19 protein-coding genes are annotated in these 22,353 nt (G+C 71.4%); 14 read left to right on the top strand and 5 right to left on the bottom strand.

All coding sequences use genetic code 11. The annotated features are described in order from the left end of the window. Nucleotides 1–92: 92 nt before the first annotated feature. The 4 genes from ACFO60_RS05165 (at nucleotide 93) to ACFO60_RS05150 (ending at nucleotide 4,973) form a co-directional block, all read left to right on the top strand. On the top strand, nucleotides 93–1,133 hold the full coding sequence (locus tag ACFO60_RS05165; RefSeq protein ID WP_380837603.1) for an ankyrin repeat domain-containing protein: 1,041 nt from the start codon (nucleotides 93–95) through the stop codon (nucleotides 1,131–1,133). Further along, a complete protein-coding gene (locus ACFO60_RS05160) occupies nucleotides 1,120–2,574 on the top strand; it encodes a GMC family oxidoreductase N-terminal domain-containing protein (protein ID WP_380837600.1) in 1,455 nt (484 codons plus the stop codon). The genes ACFO60_RS05165 and ACFO60_RS05160 overlap by 14 nt, the downstream gene beginning before the upstream one ends. 6 nt (nucleotides 2,575–2,580) lie before the next feature. Next, nucleotides 2,581–3,312 (top strand): SDR family oxidoreductase, encoded by a 732-nt coding sequence (locus tag ACFO60_RS05155; RefSeq protein ID WP_380837598.1) that lies wholly within the window; start codon nucleotides 2,581–2,583, stop codon nucleotides 3,310–3,312. A 320-nt stretch (nucleotides 3,313–3,632) separates the two neighbouring features. Then, on the top strand, nucleotides 3,633–4,973 hold the full coding sequence (locus ACFO60_RS05150) for a low temperature requirement protein A (RefSeq protein ID WP_380837594.1): 1,341 nt from the start codon (nucleotides 3,633–3,635) through the stop codon (nucleotides 4,971–4,973). 93 nt (nucleotides 4,974–5,066) lie between these two features. On the opposite strand, the gene ACFO60_RS05145 is transcribed toward ACFO60_RS05150, so the two are convergent. Next, nucleotides 5,067–6,599 carry a sensor histidine kinase gene (locus ACFO60_RS05145; RefSeq protein WP_380837591.1) on the bottom strand — a complete coding sequence of 511 codons (1,533 nt, stop codon included), beginning with the start codon at nucleotides 6,597–6,599 and terminating at the stop codon, nucleotides 5,067–5,069. Nucleotides 6,600–6,993: 394 nt separating this feature from the next. On the opposite strand from ACFO60_RS05145, the gene ACFO60_RS05140 reads away from it, so the two are divergent. Next, on the top strand, nucleotides 6,994–8,643 hold the full coding sequence (locus tag ACFO60_RS05140; RefSeq protein WP_380837588.1) for an FAD-dependent oxidoreductase: 1,650 nt from the start codon (nucleotides 6,994–6,996) through the stop codon (nucleotides 8,641–8,643). A 104-nt stretch (nucleotides 8,644–8,747) separates the two neighbouring features. Then, nucleotides 8,748–9,509 (top strand): SDR family NAD(P)-dependent oxidoreductase, encoded by a 762-nt coding sequence (locus ACFO60_RS05135; protein ID WP_380837586.1) that lies wholly within the window; start codon nucleotides 8,748–8,750, stop codon nucleotides 9,507–9,509. On the opposite strand, the gene ACFO60_RS05130 is transcribed toward ACFO60_RS05135, so the two are convergent. Then, nucleotides 9,494–10,141, bottom strand: a complete 648-nt coding sequence (locus ACFO60_RS05130; RefSeq protein ID WP_380837583.1) for a ScbR family autoregulator-binding transcription factor — start codon at nucleotides 10,139–10,141, stop codon at nucleotides 9,494–9,496. The two genes, ACFO60_RS05135 and ACFO60_RS05130, sit on opposite strands and share 16 nt — an antisense overlap. A 92-nt stretch (nucleotides 10,142–10,233) precedes the next feature. On the opposite strand from ACFO60_RS05130, the gene ACFO60_RS05125 reads away from it, so the two are divergent. The 7 genes from ACFO60_RS05125 (at nucleotide 10,234) to ACFO60_RS05095 (ending at nucleotide 16,561) form a co-directional block, all read left to right on the top strand. Further along, nucleotides 10,234–11,286 carry a ScbA/BarX family gamma-butyrolactone biosynthesis protein gene (locus ACFO60_RS05125; protein ID WP_380837581.1) on the top strand — a complete coding sequence of 351 codons (1,053 nt, stop codon included), beginning with the start codon at nucleotides 10,234–10,236 and terminating at the stop codon, nucleotides 11,284–11,286. Nucleotides 11,287–11,371: 85 nt separating this feature from the next. Further along, entirely contained in the window at nucleotides 11,372–11,821 is a 450-nt protein-coding gene (locus ACFO60_RS05120) for a phosphatase domain-containing protein (RefSeq protein ID WP_380837578.1), read from the top strand. 90 nt (nucleotides 11,822–11,911) lie between these two features. Next, nucleotides 11,912–12,859 (top strand): DNA polymerase domain-containing protein, encoded by a 948-nt coding sequence (locus ACFO60_RS05115; protein ID WP_380837575.1) that lies wholly within the window; start codon nucleotides 11,912–11,914, stop codon nucleotides 12,857–12,859. A gap of 81 nt (nucleotides 12,860–12,940) precedes the next feature. Further along, on the top strand, nucleotides 12,941–13,447 hold the full coding sequence (locus ACFO60_RS05110) for a DinB family protein (protein ID WP_380837572.1): 507 nt from the start codon (nucleotides 12,941–12,943) through the stop codon (nucleotides 13,445–13,447). 271 nt (nucleotides 13,448–13,718) lie between these two features. Further along, complete coding sequence (locus ACFO60_RS05105; protein ID WP_380837570.1) at nucleotides 13,719–14,756, top strand: alpha/beta fold hydrolase; 1,038 nt, start codon at nucleotides 13,719–13,721, stop codon at nucleotides 14,754–14,756. 84 nt (nucleotides 14,757–14,840) lie between these two features. After that, nucleotides 14,841–15,836 carry a sulfite exporter TauE/SafE family protein gene (locus ACFO60_RS05100; protein WP_380837568.1) on the top strand — a complete coding sequence of 332 codons (996 nt, stop codon included), beginning with the start codon at nucleotides 14,841–14,843 and terminating at the stop codon, nucleotides 15,834–15,836. 173 nt (nucleotides 15,837–16,009) lie between these two features. Beyond that, the gene (locus tag ACFO60_RS05095) at nucleotides 16,010–16,561 is read left to right on the top strand and encodes a hypothetical protein (protein WP_380837565.1); all 552 of its coding nucleotides are present in this window, start codon (nucleotides 16,010–16,012) and stop codon (nucleotides 16,559–16,561) included. A gap of 90 nt (nucleotides 16,562–16,651) precedes the next feature. Here the strand turns inward: ACFO60_RS05095 and ACFO60_RS05090 are convergent, their stop codons facing one another. Then, entirely contained in the window at nucleotides 16,652–17,182 is a 531-nt protein-coding gene (locus ACFO60_RS05090) for a hypothetical protein (protein WP_380837563.1), read from the bottom strand. Nucleotides 17,183–17,732: 550 nt separating this feature from the next. Continuing rightward, entirely contained in the window at nucleotides 17,733–19,574 is a 1,842-nt protein-coding gene (recQ, locus tag ACFO60_RS05085) for a DNA helicase RecQ (RefSeq protein ID WP_380837560.1), read from the bottom strand. 288 nt (nucleotides 19,575–19,862) lie between these two features. Between recQ and ACFO60_RS05080 the strand changes: the two genes are divergently transcribed. Then, the gene (locus tag ACFO60_RS05080) at nucleotides 19,863–21,836 is read left to right on the top strand and encodes a Xaa-Pro dipeptidyl-peptidase (protein ID WP_380837557.1); all 1,974 of its coding nucleotides are present in this window, start codon (nucleotides 19,863–19,865) and stop codon (nucleotides 21,834–21,836) included. Between the two features lie 77 nt (nucleotides 21,837–21,913). On the opposite strand, the gene ACFO60_RS05075 is transcribed toward ACFO60_RS05080, so the two are convergent. Beyond that, on the bottom strand, nucleotides 21,914–22,213 hold the full coding sequence (locus ACFO60_RS05075; protein ID WP_380837554.1) for a hypothetical protein: 300 nt from the start codon (nucleotides 22,211–22,213) through the stop codon (nucleotides 21,914–21,916). Between the last annotated feature and the right edge of the window lie 140 nt (nucleotides 22,214–22,353).

Genomic DNA, 22,353 nt, shown 5'->3' with positions numbered 1-22,353 from the left:
CAAAGTGCCAGGCGAAAAGCCGCCGGTTATGGCCACCGCGGGCGGCCGGGCCTACTGTCCAGCTCAACGGATGCCTTACCGAAAGGTGGCACATGAAAGGCGAGCTGACCGCGGCGGTACGCCGCGGCGCCGTCGGAGAGATCCGCGACCTGCTGAGCGCCGGCGCCGATCCCGACGAGCGCGATTCCGAAACCGGGCTGAACGTCCTCATGATCGCTTCCGGCCGCGCGGACGCCCCCGCCGTGCGGGCGCTGCTCGACGCGGGGGCCGACGTCTTCACCACCGACGCCAAGGCCGGGGCCACCGCCCTGCACAAGGCCTGCCAGGGCGGCAGCACGCAGGTCGTGCGCGACCTGCTCGGCGCCGGCGCCTTCGTCGACGCCGTCGCCGCGACCACCGGCCACACGCCCCTCATGGACGCCCTGTGGTTCAAGTGGCCGGGCATCGTCGAGGTGCTCCTCGACCACGGCGCCGGACTCAACCTGTCCACCCACTACGGCTTCTCGATGAAAGAGCACTTCCAGTACGAGCTGAACGTCAACACCTTCGGCAAGGAACGCCTCATCGAGTCCGACAAGCTCCTGCGCGCCCGGCAGGAGGCCGACGACGAGGCGGCCGCCGGCCACGCCCTCATGAACGCCGTGACCGGCGGCGACCTCGCCAAGGTGCGCGAACTGCTCGCCGCGGGATTCCCCGCCGACGCGCGCTGGCCGATCGTCAACGGCTTCAACGACGCGCACACCGCCCTGCTGGTGGCCTGCCGCGACGGGCACACCGAGATCGCCGCCGAACTGCTGGCCGCCGGAGCCGACGTCAACGCCGTCGAGCCGACGTTCGGGGCCGTCCCGCTGCACAAGGCCGTCTACAACGGTCACGCGGACATCACCCGCCTGCTGGTCGCCCACCCTGAGGTCGATCTCGGCTTCCAGGGCGCGACCAACGGCTACAGCCCTCTGCACGACGCGCTCTGGCACGGCTACGCCGAGTGCGCCCAGGTCATGGTCGAGGCCGGCGCGCCGCTCGGCCTCACCGGTCACGACGGCAAGACCCCGCTCGACCTCGCGCGCGAGGTCCTCGGGGCCGATCACGAGGTCACCGTGCTCATAGCGGGAGGCGGCAATGCGGGACACTGAGGCACTGGTCGTCGGCAGCGGGTTCGGCGGCGCGATCGCCGCGCTGCGCCTGGGCGAGGCGGGCGTCCAGACGCTCGTGCTCGAACGCGGACGCCGCTGGCCGGTCACCGACGCGCACGACACCTTCGCCACCTACGACGCCCCCGACGGCCGCGCCGCCTGGCTCAGCCCGGTCACCGTCGCGCCCGCGCAGGAGGGCCTGCCCATCGACGTGTACACCGGGGTGCTCGAGCGGGTCAAAGGCAACGGCATCGACGTCCTGGTCGGCGCGGGCGTCGGCGGCGGCTCCCTGGTCTACAACACCGTGCTGTACCAGCCGAGACGCGACCTGTTCGGCCGGGTGTTCCCGAACTGGCTGAGCTACGACGAGATGGACGACGTGTGGTACCCGAAGGTCCGCGAGGCCGTCGGCGTGTCCACCATGCCCGCCGACGTGCTCGCCCACGAGCACTACCGCGGCCAGCGGGTGCTGCTGGAGGAGGCCGCCGCGGCCGGGATGACGGCCCGCCTGTTCGAGCTCGGCCTCGACTGGGACGTCATCCGCGCCGAGCTGGCCGGCGCCGTCCCCGCCTCGCAGATCGCCGGCCAGGTCTGGTACGGCGCCAACAGCGGCGCCAAGCGCAGCCTCGACCGCACCTACCTGCCCATGGCCGAGGCCACCGGCAACGTCGAGGTGCTGCCGCTGCACCAGGTCACCGACGTGCGGGAGAACGGCACGGGGTACCTGGTCACGGTCGACGAGCTCGACGACAACGGCCGCGTCATCGCCCGCAGGGACATCCACACCCGGCACCTGTTCCTGGCCGCCGGCTCGGTCGCGACGACGCGGCTGCTCGTCCGCGCCCGCGACACCGGCGCGCTGCCCAAGCTCGACGACGCGGTCGGCACGCGCTGGGGCGCCAACGGCGACCTGGTGATCATCAGGAGCGGCCTGCCGCCCACCGGGCCGAGCGAGGGCGGCCCGGCGGGCGTGGTCCTCGAAGACCTGGACAACCCGGTCGCGCCCATCGCCATGGCCGCCATGCCCATCCCCCAGGCCGGGATGCCCGAGGGCTTCATGGGCCTCATCGGCATGGGCCTCGGCCCGGCGAAGGGCGCGTTCGCCTACGACAAGCGCACCGACACGGTCGGCCTGACCTGGCCCGCGGACGACCCCGAGGCCACCGTCATCGCCGACGGGGCGCGCTCGGCGTTCGAGCGGCTCGGCACCGGGAAGATCGAGGCCATCGACGCCGGCCTCACCGGCCACCCCTGCGGCGGGGTCCCCCTCGGCCTGGCGACCGACGAGTACGGCCGCGTCAACGGCTACACGGGCCTGTACGTGGTCGACGGCGCGCTGCTGCCGGGCGGCAGCGCCGCGTGCACCAACCCCGCCCTGACCATCGGCGCGCTCGCCGAGCGGGCGCTCGCCGCCATCGTCCCCGACATCGTGGAGGAATAGAAACCGATGAGCAGCCCCAGGCACGCGGCACTGGTGACCGGCGGTTCGAGCGGCATCGGCCTGGCCGTGGCCGATGCGCTGGTGACCCGCGGACACGCGGTCACCGTGCTCGGCAGGGACGAGAGCAGGCTCCGCCGCGCCGCCGAACGGCTCGGCGCCGCCGGTCGCGGAGGCTCCGCGACCGGCGGCGGGGCGGTGCACACGGTGGTGGCCGACGTCGCCGAGCCGCAGGCCGCGCACGCCGCGGTGGCCGCGCACATCGAGCGCTGGGGACGGCTCGACGTGCTGGTGAACAGCGCGGGCCTGCTCGCCACCGGCCCCTTCGAGTCCTACAGCACGGCCACCGTGACCGAGGTGCTGGACGTGGACCTGCGCGCCACCATCCTGTTCTGCCAGGCGGCCCTGCCCTACCTGCGCAAGGTGGCGCGGGAGGCGAGCCCGCTGATCGTCAACATCGCCTCCATCTCCGGCAAGCGCGCCGACCCCGGTTTCTCGCTGTACTGCGCGGCCAAGTTCGGCGTGGTCGGTTTCACCGCCGCCCTTCACCAGGAGCTGTCCGGCGAGGGCGTCGGCGCCTGCGCGATCTGCCCCGGACTGGTCGACACGCCGATGGCCGACTGGGCGCGCTCCTGGGCGCCCCCCTCGTCGATGCTCCGCCCCGAGGACATCGCCGGCGCCGTCATACGCCTCCTCGACCTCCCCCCCGGACAGATCCCCCCCGAACTCATCCTCTCCTGAACACCCCCACCACCAGCGTTTCCCGGCGAAGCGCCCCCACCTACCAGCTCCACGACCACAACCGGCGCTCCCCACCGACGAGCACCTCCTCCGCACCTCCCTCCCGAGCACGGCCCCGGCCGTCCCCGCCGGGGCCGTGCTCGTCGGTTGGGCGCCGCGGCGGCGAGGAGTGGTGCGGCGGGACCGGCGCCCCCGTACGGCGGGCAAGCGGCCAGGCTGTTCGTGCGCGTCGCTGGTTGTGTTCGCAGGGCTTCGCGTAGGACGCTCGTCGTACTCGTCTCGTGCCGCTTCGCGCGGGAGGCGCTTCACCTAGGAGGCTCGTGAGCACCACACGTTCTCCCACGTTGCGCTATCTGGCCGGCTCCACCGAGGCGACGCACGCCTCGTGGCTGGAGCTGTTCTTCGACCTGGTCTTCGTGGCCGCCGTGTCAGAGCTGGCGCGCCTGCTGCACGCGGATCTGACGCTCCATGGGCTCGTGGTGTTCTGCGCGCTCTTCGTCCCGGTGTGGTGGGTGTGGATGAGCTTCGCCTACTACGCCGACCTCTTCGAGACGGACGCGACGCACTTCCGCATCGCCCTGCTGGCGGGCATGTTCGGCTCGCTGGTGCTGGCCAGCACGATCGGCGTCGCCATCGCCCCCGCGGGCGGCACGCTGGACGGTGCGCACGGCTTCGCGCTGGCCAACGCCGTCCTCCAGGCCATCCTGGTCGGCCTGTACGGCTACGCGCGCCACGCCACCTCCGCCCGCGCCGCCTCCTCCGCCCGCGCCACCTCGGCCGGCGCCGCCTCCGCCCGGGAGGCGAGGGCCACCCCGGACGCGGCCCGGCACCCGCACTCCCACCCCGGCGCCGCGCAGAACGCCGCGCTGCGCCAGCTGTGCGGCATCTACGTCGTGGGGTTCGGCTGCGGCGGGGTCCTCTGGCTGGCCTCCATCGCCGTGCCGGCGCCCTGGCACCTGTTCCTGTGGGCGCTCGCGCTGCTCGTGGAGATCGCCACCCCGTTCATGGCGTACCTGACGGTGGCCTCGCCGCCGGCGCACGCCTCGCACCTGCCCGAGCGGCTCGGCCTGTTCACCCTGATAGTGCTCGGCGAGTCGGTGGTCGCGGTGGCATGGGGCGCCCGGGGTGCCTCGTCGACCACCGGCGCGCTTCCCGTCGCGTTCTTCGCCTTCGTCATCGCGGCGTGCCTGTGGTGGGTGTACTTCGAACACGTCGACCACCGCGTGATCATCAACGCGCTGACCAGCGGACGCTCGTCGCTGGTGCGCGGGTTCGCCTACGGTTACGGCCACCTGCTGATCTTCGCCGGACTGGCCGCAACGGCCGTCGGGTCCGAAGCCCTCATCGAGCACGCCGGCGAGTCGCACATGCCGGCGAACGCGGGCCTCGCGCTGACCGGCGGAGCCGCGGTGTTCCTGCTGGCCACGACCGGGGCGCACCTGGCGATCCGCCGGCCGCTGGCGCGCAGGCTGGTCGCCGCCCGCGTCGCCACCGCGCTGGGCGCCCTGCTGCTCGGCCTCACGTCCGCGGGTTTCTCGCCGCTCGCGGAGACGGCGGCGCTGGCCGGCCTGCTCGCCCTGCTCACCTGGGCCGAGGTCAGGCACCGCCGGAACGGCCCTGACCCCGTGGCCACCCCCACGTCCCCGGACGCCACGCTCTAAGACCTCGCCGCCGTCCGCCTCGCTCTGGTCGGCCGCGCCCCGGAGGCCTCTCGCCAACGTCCGCCACGCCCTCTCGGAGACCTCCGGCGCCGTTCACACCGCCTGGGGCACGCTGTGGTCGTTCAGGACCGCCTCCGGCACGTCGTGGTCGTCCAGCACGGCCCGGCACGCGGCGTCGCCGTCCAGCGGGGCCCCGGACGCGGCCCGTCCGGGCAGCCGCACCTGGAAACGCGTGTCGCCGGGACGCGACCGCACGGTGATGGACCCCCGGTGCCGCCGGGTGACGATCCGGTGGGACAGGTGGAGGCCGAGGCCGGTGCCCGCGCCGATGTCCTTGGTGGTGAAGAACGGCTCGAACACCCGCGGCAGCACGTCGGGGTCGATGCCGGGGCCGTTGTCGGCCACCTCGACCAGGATGCACCCGCCCTCGCCGCGCACGCTGACGCGCAGTTCCCCGCGCCCTCCCAGCGCGCCCGCCGCGTTGTCGACGAGGTTCGTCCACACCTGGTTCAGCTCGGTCGGGTAGCCGGGGACGCGGGGCAGCGGCCGGGCGTAGTCGCGCACGACCGTGATGCCCGCGAGCTTCGGGCGCAGCATCGCCAGCGTCGACTCGAGACCCTCGCGCACGTCGACGTCGGACTCCGGCGCCCGGTCCAGGTTGGTGTACTCCTTGGTGTTCTTGACGATGGCGGAGACCCGCGTGCCGGCGTCGCGCACGTCCACGACGCACGAGCGGATGCGCAGGCTCTCCGACAGGTAGCGCAGGGCGGCGGGGAGGCGGGCGGCGTCGAAGAGCCCCGCGAAGGTGTCCAGCCAGCTCGTGTCCAGACCGCGCTCGGCCAGCAGGGGCGAAAGGGAGGACCCGTCGTCGAGCCCGTGGTCCTCCAGCCAGTCCTGGAGCTCCTCCTCCAGCAGGCTCATGGCGAGCGCGTCGCCGGGACCGCTGCCGCGCGCGCGGGTCATCCAGTCGCGCCGGGCGACCCCGAGCGCCTCGCGTTCGGCCTTGCTCGCCGTCTCGCCCCAGGTCTCCGCCGCCGCCTCCAGCTCCTCCACGGCGCCGTCCAGCTCGCCGATCGCGCGGATCACGGCGGAGGCGGGGTTGTTCAGCTCGTGGGCGATGCCCGCGGCGAGGGTGCCGAGCGAGGCTAGCGTCGAGCGACGGCCGCCGCTGACGATCATGTCCTGGGCGCGCAGCGCCAGGACGGGCACCACCATCTCCGACACGCGCGGGGCGCGCACCAGCATCTGCAGGAACGTGGTCCTGTCGTAGAGGGCGACGCGGCTGCGGCCGACCGAGGTGGCCGTGGCCAGGTAGGCATCGCCGGCCAGGACGCACAGCTCGCCGGTGAAGGTGTGGGCGAGCATGGCGCGCTCCTCCGCGCCGTCCCTGGTGGAGTGGCGGGCGAGCACCTCGTCCCTGTCGTCGACCACCTTGGAGATGAGCAGTTCGCCGTCGAGCAGCACCACGAAGAATCGCGCGGGCGCGCCCTCGGCGAAGACCACCTCGCCGTCGGCGAGCTCGCGGGACCGGCCGGTCTCGGCGAGCCATTCGTACTGCTCCTCGGTCAGCCCGTCGAACAGCGGGTGCGCGCGGAGTTCGTCCGGAAGGAGATCTGGTGCGCCCATGGACGGGCTCCTTTCGGGGCCAGGTGCGACCGCCGGCCAGGGCGGCTCCCAGGCCGGATGCGACCACCGGCCGGGGGTCTTCCCCTGACCGGATGCGACCGCCGGCCCACGAGACTCCCCGGGGCCGGATGCGACCACCGGCCCGCGAGACTTCCCCGGGCCGGGTGTGACGGAGCCTCGCACCGGCCCGCCGGGGGGTCAAAGCATCCGCGCGCACTTTGTCGGATACGGGCGCCACGCGACCGGCCGCCGGCTCCGATTCGCCGGACTAAATCAGGTTCACGAGAGCTGATCGGAGTGCGTATCTACGCTGAAGCTCTCGATTGGAGCACGTCCCGATTCTGGAGGCCGCCATGGCCCGGTGTTCACATGTGGACGAGGAGGACGGACAGACGTGAGCGACGAGACGGGCAAGCCGGTGATCCTGGCCGTGGACGACGATCCGCAGGTGCTCAGGGCCGTGCGGCGGGACCTGCGCGCGACCTACTCCGGCAGCTACCGGATCCTCGGCGCGACCTCGGGCAAGGAGGGCCTCGGCATCCTCGACGCGCTGGACGAGCGCGGCGTCGACCCGGCGCTGTTCCTGGTCGACCAGCGAATGCCCGAGATGGCCGGCGTGGAGTTCCTGCTGGAGGCGGGGGCGCGGTTCCCCGACGCGCGGCGGGTGCTGCTCACCGCGTACGCCGACACCGACGCGGCCATCACCGCGATCAACCGGGTACGGCTGCACCACTACCTGATGAAGCCCTGGGACCCGCCGCAGGAGCGGCTGTTCCCCGTGCTCGACGACCTGCTGTCCGACTGGCTCGCCGCGCACCGGCCCGCCTACCAGGGCATCAAGGTGGTCGGCATCCCGGTCTCGCCGGCGACCCACGCGGTGCGGGACTTCCTGACGCGCAACGAGCAGCCCTTCCGGTTCCTGGACGTCGACGCCGACCCCGAGGCGCGGCGGCTGGCGGACGGCCGGCGGGACGCGCTGCCGCTGGTGGTGTTCGCCGAGGGCGACCACCTGGCCGCGCCGACCAGCGCCCAGCTCGCCGAGCGCCTCGGGCTGCCCATGGCGGCGGCACGCCCGCACTACGAGACGGTCATCATCGGGGCCGGCCCGGCCGGGCTGGCCGCCGGGGTGTACGCCGCCTCCGAGGGGCTGTCGACCCTGATGGTCGACTCCGACGTGCCGGGCGGGCAGGCGGGGACGTCCAGCCTGATCGAGAACTATCTCGGCTTCCCGACCGGGCTGGCCGGCAGCGACCTGGCCCGCAGGGCGGTCTCGCAGGTGCGCAGGTTCGGGGCCGAGCTGCTGTACCCGGTGGAGGTGACGGCCCTGCGCCGGGCGGACCCCGCGCGCGTCATCACGCTGGCCGACGGCACCGAGATCAGCGCCGAGACCGTGCTGCTGTCCATGGGCGTGTCCTACAACCGGCTGGACATCCCCGGCGCCGACCGGTTCGCCGGCGCGGGCCTGTACTACGGCGCGGCCACCACCGAGAGCCAGTCGTGCACGTCCGAGCACGTCCACGTGATCGGGGGCGCGAACTCCGCCGGGCAGGCGGCGCTGCACTTCGCGAAGTACGCGCGCAAGGTCACCATGCTGATCCGAGCATCCTCGCTGGAGGCGGGGATGTCCCAATATCTGGTGGACGAGATCCGCCGGACGCCCGCGATCGAGGTCCGGCTGGGCACACGGGTGGTGGGCCTGGCCGGAGAGGAGCACCTCGAACGCATCACGCTGGCCGACTCGGCCACCGGAGAGCAGGCCGAGGAGGCGGCCCGCTTCGTCTTCACCTTCATCGGGGCCAAGCCGCGCACCGCGTGGCTCGACGGCGTGGTGGAGCGCGACGACCACGGCTTCCTGCCGACCGGCTCGGACGTGCCCGCCGCCGCGTGGGGCCTGGAACGCGAGCCGTATCCGCTGGAGACCAGCGTGCCGGGTGTCTTCGCGGCCGGCGACGTGCGCGCCCGCTCGGTCAAGCGGGTCGCCTCGGGCGTCGGCGAGGGCGCGATGGCGGTCGCTCTGATGCACCGCTATCGCGCCGGCACCTGAAGCCGGAAAAGCCGTATCACAATCGCTTTTCGATCTTCGAGAATTCACATAATTTAAACGCGGCGCATATTGTCAGCCAGAGAACCCGTCGCCACAATGTGTACATGTCGGGTATTTTATCGGGAAAGGTGGCCCTGATAACCGGGGCCAGCAGTGGAATCGGCGCGGCGGCGGCGCGGGTATTCGCCCGTGAGGGCGCAGCCGTCGTGCTCACGGCGCGGCGAGAACGCGAATTGGGCGACCTGGTCGACGAATTACGGGGAAAGGGTTTCGAGGCCGTCTATTCGGTGGCCGACGTGACCCGTCCCGAGGACGTCGACAGGGCCGTCTCCACGGCCGTCCGCGAGTACGGGCGGCTCGACGTCGGATTCAACAACGCGGGGCTCGGGGTGGAACGCTCCCCGATGCACCTGCTCGACGACACGGTGTTCGACGCGGTCATCGACGTCAACCTCCGTGGGGTGTGGCACTGCATGCGTCGGCAGATCGCCCAGATGCTGGCCGGCGGCGGCGGCTCGATCGTGAACACCAGCAGCGTCGGAGGCCTCGTGGCGACCCCGGTCGGGGCGCCGTACGTCGTCTCCAAGCACGCGGTCATCGGGCTCACCAAGGCCGCCGCCGCGGAGTACGCGGGACACAACATCAGGGTCAACGCGATCGCGCCGGGGACGACCAGGTCGGAGATGATCGACGCCTGGTTCGCCCTGCGGCCGGAGATGGAGGAGCGACTGCGGGCGGCGACCCCGCAAGGAAGGACGGCGGAACCGGAGGAGGTGGCCGAGGCGGCCGCCTGGCTCGCCAGCGACCGGGCGTCCTTCGTGACCGGTGCGACCCTCCCGGTGGACGGCGGCTACACCCTGGTGTAGTCCGCCGGCACGGGGCCGGTGGAGGCGGCCCCGGCGGGATCGAACCGGCAGAGCCGGTCGGACGGCACGATGCCGGGCAGGACCAGGCTCCAGAAGTTGGTGAGCCGCTCGTGAAGGTCGCGACGGCGCGTCACCGCCTGCGAAACGATCTGGGCGCCGGTGAAGGCGGCGACCACGGTGCCGGCCGCGGCGTCCACGTCGATCTCCGGCCGCAGATCGCCCTCCTCACGGGCCTTCAGCAGCAGGTCGCGCGCGCCGTCATGCCACAGCACGTGCGTGGTGAAGTCTCCGCCGGAGAACGTGCCGTACTCGATGGCCAGCCGCACGCTCGCTCGCGAGATGACGTTCGCCAGCAGTTCGCGGGCGAAGCCGTGGCTGGCGTCGATGAGCACCTGCAGGGCCGCCGCGTCGCCGGAGACCAGCGAGCTCAAGAGGGTTTCGTCGGCGGCGAGGATCGCCCTGGCCAGTTCCTCCTTGGAGGCGAAATGGAAGTACAGCGCCCCTTTGGTCACCCCGCAGCGCTGGAGGATCTCGGCCATCGTCGTCGCCGCGTAGCCGTGTTCCTCGAACACCCCGGCCGCGCCTTCGAGGATGCGCTGCCTGGTCGCCTGTGCACGTGCCTGCTTCGCCATCGCGGAACTAGTTCCTCCTAAAAAAACCGCCCGGTCGGTATTCTACGCCTTCGAGCCCCTCGAAGGCAGCAGCTCTAGAGAGGTGGTACCCCATGGCTACACCCGATCTGATGGATATGACCGTCGATCCGGCGCTTTTCGAGCAGACCGTCCCGCGGCGGCTGGTCCACCGCAGCGCGGTCTCCGAGGTGATGATCACCGGTTGGCGCCCTCTCGACGAGAAGACGTCCATCGTCGCGGCCCAGTGGCCACGCGCGCACGGATTCTACGGACCGGCCGGAGGATGCCACGATCCCCTGCTGGCCGCCGAGACCATCCGCCAGGCGGGGCTCGTGGTGAGCCACGCCGAGCTGGACTGCCCGCTCGACCGGATCTTCCTGCTGTGGGACCTGTCCTACGAGGTGAACCTCGCCGAGCTGGCCGTCGGCCCCGGCCCCACCAACCTGGTGCTCCGCTTCACCCGCAGCCAGGTGCGCCACCGGGGACGCCATCTCGCCGGGCTGCGGGGACACATCGACTTCTACCGGGACGGCCGGCTCGTCGGCATGGGCGAAGGCAGCTTCGACTGCGTGTCCAGGGCGGCCCATGACCGGCTCCGCGCGCCGAGCATGGCCGGGCGTCCCGCGCAGGAACCGCCGCTCCCCGAGCCGGTCGACCCGCGCCTGGTCGGCCGCGACCGCCCCCTCGACGTCGTCCTCGGAAAGAACCCCGACCGATCGCGCGTCCTCCTCTCGCTGACGAACGGCGGCGACCGCCCCCTCGCCCACCTCTCCGCGATCAGGGGCGATGACGGGCCGGCCGACCCCCTCGATCGCGCGGGCGGGCGGGAGGGCGTCTGGCCGCTGCGCGTGGACCCCGCGCACCCGGTGCTCTTCGACCACAGCCTCGACCACGTTCCCGGCATGGCGCTCATGGAGGCCATGCGGCAGGCCGCGCTCGCGCTCGCCCACCCGCTGCCGGTCGCCCCCGTCAAGATCTACGCCTCCTTCACCCGGTATGTGGACCTGTGGGGCGGAGCCGTGGTCCGCGCCAAGGTGGACGCGGGGGCCGGTGGCGGCGAGCTTCCCGTCCGGGTCTCCATCGAGCAGGCGGGCGAGGTGGCCGCCGCCGGCCTCGTCCTCGCCGGGCCCCTCCCCGCCACCTGACGCGCGACGTCCTCCGCCGCCGGTCCGGCGCGTCCACGGAGCCCGCCGGGTCATGCGCGTGCGGACGGTGCGCGACAATCTTCTTATGGCGGACACGATCTCCGGTGCGATCCAAATGCCCGACGGCGTCTGGGTTCGCGGACGCGGCCTGCGCCACCCGCTCCCCGGCGGGCCGGTGCCCGGTTATGGCCTGTATCTCGGCTCCACCCGCCTCCGGCGCCGCCACGAGGACGCCCTCTTCTGGCCGCACGAGTGGATCCGCTGGCCGGACTTCCTGCTGCCGGTGGACCGGCACGCGGCCGCCCGTGCCGTCATCCGCCTGCACGCCCACGCCCTTTCGGGCTCGCCCGTGGAGGTCGCCTGCGGCGGAGGCGTCGGCCGCACCGGCACCGTCATCGCGTGTCTCGGCACGCTCGCGGGGCTGTCTCCCGCCGAGGCCGTCGCGTGGACGCGCGAGCACCACCACCCCCGGGCCGTCGAGACGCCCTGGCAACGCCGATGGGTGGAGTGGTTCGCCTCGCGCGACGAGTCGTGACGCCGCCGAAGGCGACGCCCGTCGCGCGATGCGCGCGCCGGGCCGCGGTCCTTGTTGACCCGGCGCACCCGCGGCGGCATCGTTGATCGGATGACCGGCGATGAGACGACGCGTGACGGGGTCTCGCTGACCAACCTCGATCGGCCGCTGTTCGACGGCGCCGACGCGACCAAGCGCGACCTGGTCGACTATCTCGACGGGGTCCGCGACCGCATCCTTCCGGTGCTGCGCGACCGCCCGCTGTCGGTGATCCGCGTGCGGCCGGGGCAGCCGCCGTTCATGCAGAAGAACGTCCCCAAGTACACCCCGTCCTTCGTGCGCACGGTCTCGGTGTGGGCGGAGGCGTCGCACCGGCAGGTGTCCTACGCGCTGTGCGACGACCGCCGGACGCTGCTGTGGTTCGCCAACCAGCGGGCGGTGGAGTACCACCCCGCGCTGGTGCGCGGCGACCACGCCACCCACCTCGTCCTCGACCTGGACCCGCCGGAGGAGAACGCGTTCCCGCTGGCCGTGCGGGCCGCCCACCTGGTCAGGCAGGCCTTGGACGACGCCGGGCTTTCCGGTGCGGTCAAGACGAGCGGGGCCAAGGGCCTGCACATCTTCGTCCCGGTGGTCGAGGGCGTCGCGATGGAGGACCTGGCCGCCGCCACCCGCGCCCTGGCCGCGCGCGCCGAGCGCGTCGACCCCGGGCTGGCCACGACGGCGTTCATCCGCGAGGACCGCGAGGGCAAGGTCTTCGTCGACTCCACCCGGGCCGGCGGGGCGACGGTGGTGGCGGCCTACAGCCCGCGCGTGCGGCCGGGCGTGCCGGTCTCGTTCCCCGTGCCGTGGGAGGACCTGCCGCGGGTATCGCCGGCCGACTTCACCGTCCACACCGCGATAGGGCTTCTCGGTGACGGCGACCCGTGGGCCGAGCTGATGCCACCGCCGCAGCGGCTGCCCGACGACCTCGTCGAGCAGGGGCACACCATCCCGGTCGCCCGCGTCCAGGCCATGCACGAGGGCAAACGCCGCGCCCGCGCCCGGCGCGGCGAATGACCACCGACGCCGGGACCGGTTCGGAGAGGGACGGTGTCGCGGCGTATTCTCGCGCTCTGACATCGGAAGGAATGAACGCGAGTGGCCACCGAACGGATCCCCCCGCCCGTGATCGCGGAAGAGCGCGAGATGTTGCGCGGTTTCCTCGACTACCAGCGCGCGACCCTCGCCATGAAATGCGACGGCCTGTCGGAGGAGGAGCTGCGCCGCCGTTCGATGCCGCCGTCCACGCTGTCCCTGATGGGCCTGGTGCGGCACATGGCCGAGGTGGAGCGCGCGTGGTTCCGCCGGGTGATCAACGGCGAGGACGTCCCGCTGGTCTGGTCCGACGAGGGCGACTACCAGGTGGCCTATGACGCGAGCGCCGCCGGCTGGCCTGAGTCCTTCGCCGCCTGGCAGGACGAGGTCGAGCACGCGCGCCGCATCGAGAAGGAGGCCGCGTCGCTGGAGGTGACCGGCCACCAGGTCAGGTGGGGCCAGGACGTTTCGCTGCGCCTGGTCATGCTGCACATGCTCCACGAGTACGCCCGGCACAACGGGCACGCCGACTTCCTGCGCGAGGGCATCGACGGCACCGTCGGCGCCTGACCGGCCGCACGGGCCTTCCGGGGTTCACAGGGCGCCTTGCGGCGCGTTCACCAGCGGGTCGAGCACGATGGAAGAAGACAGGGCGGTCCCGGTCGTGAAGGCTTCATCCGTCCATTCGAACGAGCAGCGCGCACGGCCGTCCACAAGGGCAGGGCACGGAAGCCGGGGCGGCCGTACGCTGATCGATGATTCGACCCGCCGCGGCCCGCGCCACCCCTGCCTTCGAGACGCATGGAACGGTCCGCGGTTCCCCTGATGGAAGGGCATCATCATGTCGCCGCAGGAAAGCACCGCATATACCCCGGCACGGCGCCGAGGACTCAAGAGGTTACGGGTGGGCGCGGTCGGCTCCCTTCTCGTCCTGGTCATGGCGCTGTTCACGACGGCCGCGGGCGCCGACCGCGGCTCCGTCGAGCCGACCGAGGGCCCGGCCCGCTTCGCGCCGGGCTTCGTCCACGGCCGGGTGGCCGTCGACGGCGGCTTCGTCCACTACGTGCGCGGCGGGTCGGGTCCGGCGCTGGTGTTCCTGCACGGCTGGCCGGAGACCTGGTGGATGTGGCGCAAGGTCATGCCCGAGCTGGCCCGCGACCACACGGTCATCGCCATCGACCTGCCGGGCCTCGGGGCCTCCGGCATCCCGGCCGGCGGCTACGACAAGGCGACCACCGCGCGGCGGGTGCGGCAGGCCGTCAACCGGCTCGGTTTCACCCAGGTGCAGCTCGTGGGGCACGACTTCGGCGCCCTGATCGCCTACCCGTACGCGCGCGACTTCCCCGGCGAGGTGACCCGCCTCGCCGTCCTTGAGACGCCGCTGGCCGGCTTCGGCCTGGAGGAGCTCTACGGGATCAGCTGGCACTTCCGCTTCAACATGTCGCCCGCGCCCATCCCCGAGACGATCATGGACAACGACGACGTCCCGACCTATCTCGGCATGATGTTCCAGTTCAGCCACCGCCCGGAGAACATCGACCGCGAGGTCTACTACGCCGCCTACGCCGACCCCGCCCGGCGCACGGCCGGGTACGAGTACTACCGCGCGTTCCCCGCGGACGCCGAGAACAACAAGGCGAACGCGAGCAGGCGGCTGTCCATGCCGGTGCTGGCGATGGGCGGGCAGTACTCGTTCGGGCCGGGCGTCGCCGACTCCTTCCGCCTGGTCGCCGACGACGTCCGGCCGGTCGTGGCGCCGGAGTCCGGGCACTACATCCCCGAGGAGAACGCGCGCTTCCTCGGCGACTGCGCCCGGCTGTTCTTCGGCGCGAGCAGTACCACGCCCGACCGGCCCGAACTCGCCGGCTGCGTCCGCTAGCGCCGTAGTGCGCGCCCGGCCCCGCGACGGGCCGGGCGCGTTGCCATCGGATATAAGGCCATATTCCGATGGTTTTGGTAGGGTATGCGGGTGGATTTCGACTACACCATGGCGATCGGCTCGTTCCTCGTCGCCATCGTCGTCGGCCTCACCGGCATGGGCGGCGGCGCCCTCATGACGCCCATGCTCGTGACGTTCTTCGGCGTCCCGCCGCTGGCCGCCGTCTCCAGCGACCTGGTGGCGGCGGCGGTGATGAAGCCCGTCGGCAGCCTGGTCCATCTCCGCAGGGGCACCGTCCACCTCAGGCTGGTGGCCTGGCTGTGCGCGGGGTCGGTCCCGGCGGCGTTCTGCGGGGTGCTGATCGCCAAGGCGCTCGGCGACGGCAAGGACGTCCAGGACGTGATCCAGAAGGCGCTGGGCGTCGCGCTGCTGATCGCGGCGGGCGGCCTCGCCATCCGGGGCTACCTCGCGATGAGGGACCGGGCCGAGCGCCGCACCGCGGCCACGGGCAGGCGCACCGCCGAGCCGGGCGAACCCGCCGCGACCGCGCTGCCCTCCTCCGTCACGGTGCGTCCCCTGCCCACCGTCGTGATCGGGATCATCGGAGGGCTGGTGGTCGGCATGACCTCGGTCGGCTCCGGCTCCCTGATCATCGTGGCGCTGCTGGCGGTCTACCCGATGCTGAAGGCCAACCAGCTCGTCGGCACCGACCTGGTGCAGGCCGTGCCGCTGGTCATGTCCGCGGCGCTCGGGCACCTGCTCTTCGGAGACTTCAAGCTCTCGGTCACCGTCGCGCTGCTGGCAGGGTCGATCCCGGGGGTGTACATCGGCTCGCGCATCTCCTCCCGCGCCCCCGGCGGGCTGATCCGCCGGGCGCTGGCGTTCGTCCTGCTCGCCTCGGCGCTGAAGATGTTCGGCGTCGGCACCCTGGCCACCGTCTGGGTGCTCATCGGCGTCCTGCTCGCCTCGCCGGTGTTCTGGATGTTCCTGCGCACCCGGCACGGCCTGCCCGCGTTGCCCTGGACGCGGAGCGCCGCCTCGCCGGTCGAGGCGGGGCGGTCGTCGGCCGACGGCCCGTGAGCGCTCCGACGGCCCGTGAGCGCTCCGGCCGCCGCGGGCCTGCCGGCGGTTCGGCGGCCTCCACCAGGCCGAACATAGAGCGGGAAAAAATGCGCTGCTTCGGGGAACCTCCGGAACTTATGCTCGTTATACACGATGCATAGCGTTTCGGCGTCCCCCCAGGAGCACCATTCATGCGCAGACTTCTCGTGCCCATCGCCTTTGCCGCCGGCCTTTCCCTGCTCGCGCCGCAAAGCGCCCAGGCCGCCACCACCACCTCCGCCTCCTCCGCCGCGACTTCCTCGGCCACGGAGACGGTCACGCAGCTCAGGTCCCGGGTCACGGTGTCGTACCCTAAAGCGATACGAAGGGGATGGCCCGTTCGGTATACCTACAAGGTTACAAATCCGAATGAAATAGATGACGAAAGGCTCGTTCTCGCGACCGATCTGCCGCGTGGCATCGTGTCCAAGGTGCGTTTCGTAACAAAGCCGCGCGGCGCCTCCTGCGGCACGCAGAAGCGGAACGCGGCCGGCAATTTCAGCATCTACTGCGTGGTGCGCTCGCTCAACCACAGCAAGATCACTATGTCGTTCAACGTCTGGATCAGGACGAGCTACCGCGGCAAGTTCCGGGCGGGGCACTACTGGGCTCCGGTGAGCATCGGCGGCGGCAGCGTGCGCGACTACCTCGACGAGGTGACGAGGGAGAACCTCATCGGCCACAGCTGGACCAAGATCGCCTAACCTTCCCGGCCCGCACGCCGAGCCCCCGCCGCGCAACGCGGCGGGGGTTTCGATCAGACAGGGAGGACATCAGGCTCACAGAGCAGGGTGTCAGCCCACGTGCGGACTCTCGGCATCGCCCCGGTCGGAAAGTTCGGGCTCGGCCGGTTCCCGCCGGGTCTCGCTGGTGGACAGCAACTCGGCCAGCATGTCGGCGTGCTCCTTGGTGGCACCCCCCTGAATGAGGACCATCTGAAGGGCCGTAAGAGCTGTCTTGTGTCTCTGATTGGCCGCTTCGAGTTCCGTGAGGGCACTTTGAAGGTCCTCAAGTATGCCGTCGTACGGATTCCCCGCGACGTAGGCAGACGGTCTGATCTTCACTTCGGGGGTGTCGAATTCCTCGATCAGTTTGAGGTTGGGGCGCACACGACCGGTGAAGATCGAGGCCACAGTCTGAATCAGGTACAGAAGCCGGCCATAGGCCCTTCGCTCGGCACCGAACAAGGCGGCGACGACCACGATGATCACGATCGCCGCCGAGAACATGGCGATACCGAGGGACACGCGCAGCAAGGCCGCGAAGATTCCAGGTGCCTTCGCGGCCCATGTCGCTGCTCCACCGGCCGCCGAGGCGGTGATCAACCAGGTGCCTGAGCGGAGCAACTGACGATGTCTCGGGACGGCAGCATGCTGCCCGGACCCTTTAGGACTCTTACGGCGTTGACCTGCCACATCAGTCCTTTCGCTCGCTCGCTCGCGAAGAGAAACAGCGTGACACCTCAGCCGCGAGGAGATCTTGCATCTAGCAGATGACGATACGAGTTCGCGCCGGATTCCGCACAAGAGCCGACCTGCGTCAACGACGACGAACCGTAGTCATGACCCGTATTCCTGCGGGAGACTCACTGAGATCATCAATGCAATTGATGTCTTCAAGCACTCTTATGTCCAAAGTGATGTCTGAGATTCAAGAGATTGATGGGCTACCGGAACACGTCCACCGCTACCTTAAGTGATCAGACAACCCACCTACGTCAATAGTGTGATTTACATCACATTGACTGGGTGACGGCCGCCAAGGCGATGTGAAGACCGTGACGGAAGAGCGAGAGATCGCACAGGCCGGCGCGGTCATTCCAGCGATGACGCACCGCCTGTGCGGTCTCTGGAGCCCAGGGAGCTTGGGGATGGTCTAGGCGGCGAGCGTGTCAAGGATGTGCTGGCCGTACTTGGCGAGCTTGTTCTCGCCGACGCCGCTCACCTTGCCCAGCTCGTCCAGGGAGGACGGCATCAGGGTCGCGATCTCGCGCAGCGTCGCGTCGTGGAAGATGACGTAGGCGGGGACGCCCTGTTCTTTCGCGGTGGCCGCCCGCCAGGCGCGCAGCCGCTCGAAGACGGGCACGGCCTCCTCGGGGAGGTCGGCGGAGGGGGCGCCTTTGGCGGTCTTGGCCGCCTTGGCGGCGGCACGGGCGGGGCGCTCGGGATCGCGGCGCATCGGCACCTGGCGGCGGCGGCCCAGCACCTCACCGCTCTCCTCGGTCAGCACGAGGGTGCCGTAGTCGCCCTCGACCGCCAGGAGCCCCTGGGCCAGCAGCTGGCGCACCACCGCGCGCCACTCGGCCTCGCCCAGCTCGGTGCCGATGCCGAACACGGTGAGCGAGTCGTGCCCGTGCTGGGTGACCTTGGGGGTCATGCGCCCGAGGAGGATGTCGATGATCTGACCGGCGCCGAACTTCTGGCGCCGCTCGCGCGCGAGGCGCACCACGGTGGACAGCAGCTTCTGGGCGGCGATGGTGCCGTCCCAGGACTCCGGCGGAGTCAGGCAGGTGTCGCAGTTGCCGCAGGCGGTGCCCTGCTGCCCGAAATACTCCAGCAGGCGCGTGCGGCGGCACTCCACCGTCTCGCACAGCGCGAGCATGGCGTCGAGATGCGAGGCGAGGCGGCGGCGGTGGGCGTCGTCCCCCTCGGAGGTGTCGATCATCTTGCGCTGCTGGACGACGTCCTGCAGGCCGTAGGCGAGCCAGGCGGTGGAGGGCAGGCCGTCGCGCCCGGCGCGGCCGGTCTCCTGGTAGTAGCCCTCAACGGACTTGGGCAGGTCGAGATGGGCGACGAAACGCACGTCCGGCTTGTCGATGCCCATGCCGAACGCGATGGTGGCGACCATGACCAGGCCGTCCTCGCGCAGGAAGCGCGACTGGTTGCCGGCGCGGGTGCGCGCGTCGAGCCCCGCGTGGTAGGGCAGGGCGGCGATGCCGTTGGCGACCAGGAACTCGGCGGTCTTGTCGACCGAGGCCCGCGACAGGCAGTAGACGATGCCGGCGTCGCCGGGGTGCTCGGTGCGCAGGAACGAGAGGAGCTGCCGCTTGGGGTCGCTCTTGGGGACGATGCGGTATTGGATGTTCGGCCGGTCGAAACTGGCCACGAAGTGGCGGGCGTCGCCCAGGTTGAGCCGCGCGGCGATCTCGGCGTGGGTGGCCGGGGTGGCGGTCGCGGTGAGGGCGATGCGCGGCACGTCGGGCCAGCGCTCGTGCAGCATGGACAGCGCGAGGTAGTCGGGCCGGAAATCGTGCCCCCACTGGGCGACGCAGTGGGCCTCGTCGATGGCGAACAGCGAGATGGAGCCCCGGTCGAGCAGCCGCAGCGTGGCGTCGACCCGCAACCGCTCGGGGGCCAGGTAGAGCAGGTCGAGCTCGCCTGCGAGAAAGGCGCCTTCGACCTGCCGGCGTTCGTCGGGGTCTTGGGTGGAGTTGAGGAACCCCGCCCGCACGCCGAGCGCCGTCAGGGCGTGGACCTGGTCTTGCATGAGGGCGATCAGCGGCGAGACGACGATGCCGGTGCCCTGCCGCACGAGCGCGGGAATCTGGTAGCACAGCGACTTGCCGCCGCCGGTCGGCATGAGCACCAGCGCGTCGTTGCCGTCGACGACGTGGTCGATGATCTCCTGCTGGCCCTCGCGAAACGACCCGTAGCCGAACACGCGGCCGAGGACCCGCAATGCGTCGGATGCTCGGAGGCCATCGTCGATGGAGGTCATCGCGTCATTCTATGAGCCGCCCGCACCCCTCCGAAGTCGAACGGCCTTCCCTGTGGACGACCAGCCGAGCCCGTCCTCGCGGGCGCCCCGACCCCGGCCTGCCCCTGTGGACGACCGTCCTGACCCGAGCCCGCCCCTGAGGATGAGCGCCCGGCCCGTCAGCGGCGGGCGGCCTACCGGCGCCCCCTACCGGCCATCGATCCAGACATAAGACATTATTTACATATTTTGTCAACTGGGATAACAGTGATCTGAACATGATCGGCGCGCACCCCCCGGAGGTACACCTTGCGGCGATCGTCCAGATTGCTCGGCGCCATCGGCATCTCCCTGGCGCTGACCGCCTCGACCGGCGGCGTCGCGGCCGCCGCCCGGGCCGCGCCCCGCATCAGCGTCGTCGACGGCCGGACCCAGGCCGTCTTCTCCTATGCCGACGCCGTCCGCGAGCACATCAGCGTGGAGACCCCGGTCGACAGTGACGGGGACGGCAGGAAGGACCTGGCCGCCGTGGACGTCGTCCGGCCCAGGGAGACCGAGCGAGGCCTGAAGGTCCCGGTCATCATGGACGAGAGCCCGTACTACGACACCGTCGGGCGTGGCAACGAGGCCGAGCGCAAGCGGTACGACGCCTCCGGCCTGCCGGCCAAGTTCCCGCTGTTCTACGACAACTACTTCGTGCCGCGCGGGTACGCCGTCCTGCTGGTGGACATGCTCGGCACCAGTAAGTCCGACGGCTGCCCGGACGTGGGCGCCGCCGCCGACATCGCGGCGGGCAAGGCCGTGATCGACTGGCTGAACGGCCGGGCCAAGGGCTACAACCCCGACGGCAGCCCGGCCACGGCGAGCTGGGCCACCGGCAAGGTGGGCATGGTCGGCAAGTCCTACGACGGGACGCTGCCCATCGCGGTGGCGGGCACCGGCGTCCGGGGGCTCTCGACCATCGTCCCCATCTCGGCGATCAGCAGCTGGTACCGCTACACCCGCATGAACGGGGTGCTCTACACCGAGGACTACATGCCGTGGCTCGCGGAGGACATCGACACCGACCCGCCGGCCAAGTGCGCCTCCATGCGGCAACGCCTGCACGAAGGCCAGGAGGACGCCACGGGCGACTACAACGCCTTCTGGGCCGAGCGCGACTATCTCAAGGGCACCCTGGCCGACGTGAGCAAGGTGCGGGCCAGCGTGTTCGCCGTGCACGGGCTCGGCGACACGAACGTCAGGGCCGACCACTTCAGCACCTACTGGGAGGCCCTCGCCGAGCGCGGTGTGCCGCGCAAACTGTGGCTGTCGCAGTACGGGCACGTCGACCCGTTCGACTACCGGCGCGAGGAATGGGTCGACACGCTGCACGCCTGGTTCGACCAGTGGCTCCACGGCATCGACACCGGCGTCCTGCGGCAGCCCAAGGTGGACCTGCAGGTGGCGCCCGCACAGTGGGTGAAGCAGGCCGACTGGCCGTCCCGCTCGCTGAACCTGCCGCTGTGGCTGCGCCCCGGCCAGGACGGGCAGGGCAGCCTCGGGCTGCTGCCCGCGCGCGCGGGCACGACCCTGAGCTTCACCGACGACCCGGGCCAGACCGAGGACCACATGGTCTCCGACCCGACGGCCGCCTCACCGAACCGGCTGGTGTTCCTCACCCCGCCGCTGAAGCGGGCCGTGCGGCTCTCCGGCACCCCGGAGGTGGGCATTCGCGCCAAGGTGGACCGGCCGGGGGTGAGCCTGACCGCCCTGGTGGTCGACTACGGCGAGGACGAGCGGCTGGACTTCTACGACTCCGCCGGCGGCGTCAGGACCCTGACCGGCGAGAGCTGTCACGGCGAGAGCACGACCGACGACGACGCCTGCTACCGGCGGACCGAGACCGTCACCACGCGCCGGCCGGTGGACATCGTGGCCCGCGGCTGGCTCGACGCCCGCAACCGCCGCTCCCTCACCACCTCGGAGGACCTGACGCCCGGCAAGGAGTACCGCCTGACCTGGGACACGCTGCCGGCCGACCACCTCGTCAAGCCTGGCCACCGGCTCGCGGTCGTCCTGGCCGGGAGCGACGCGGACGCCACCATCACCGACCAGTCGTCCTCGGCGACGGTCACCGTCGATCTGTCGAGCAGCCGGATCCGGCTGCCGCTGGCCGCGCCCGCGGCGGCCCAGGACTCCGCGCCGGCGACGACCATGGACTTCGCCCCCGCTCCGGCCGAGGGACAGTGGCGCGGGCCGAAGGAGGTCGTGCTGCCCAGGCCCTCGCGCGACCTGTTCTGATCTCCGCCCCGGCGAGGACGCTCCCGCCCTCGCCGGGGGCTCCGCTCCCGCGCCCGGCGGCACGGGAGCGGGATCGGTCAGAAGATCCTGCCGGTGATGTAGTCGGCCAGGGCCAGCGCGGCGCCCGGGACGTCGCAGACCGGGTGGCGCTTCTCGGCGGACTGCCAGGAGAAGTAGGCGCCGCCGTACCCGACGAAGACCCACAGCGGCAGCCCCACGTCGGGGCGGTGCACGAGCAGCGCGGGCATGTGCTCCCGCAGCTCGGCCCGTAGGCCCAGGTCCGCCAGAGAACCGTGCAACCGCAGCAGTTTGGCCCCTTCGTCGCGGACCTCCGGGGTCGTGCCGCCTGTCGCCTCCCGCACGCTGATCGCGTCCATGCCGTGTCCTTCCACACCCCGCAGTGCCGGGACTGTGCGCCCTCGGACGGCCGGTGTGGGGCCGGCCCTGTGGTGCTGGAAGGCCGGTCGCCGCACCGAGATGCCTGATTCAAGACAAACACCGCATCTCTCGCTACAAG

This window comes from Sphaerisporangium dianthi (genome assembly GCF_042654065.1).
GTDB lineage: Bacteria > Actinomycetota > Actinomycetes > Streptosporangiales > Streptosporangiaceae > Sphaerisporangium > Sphaerisporangium dianthi.
Note: the sequence above shows the minus strand (reverse complement) of the source record. Positions and strands in the feature narration are given on the sequence as shown.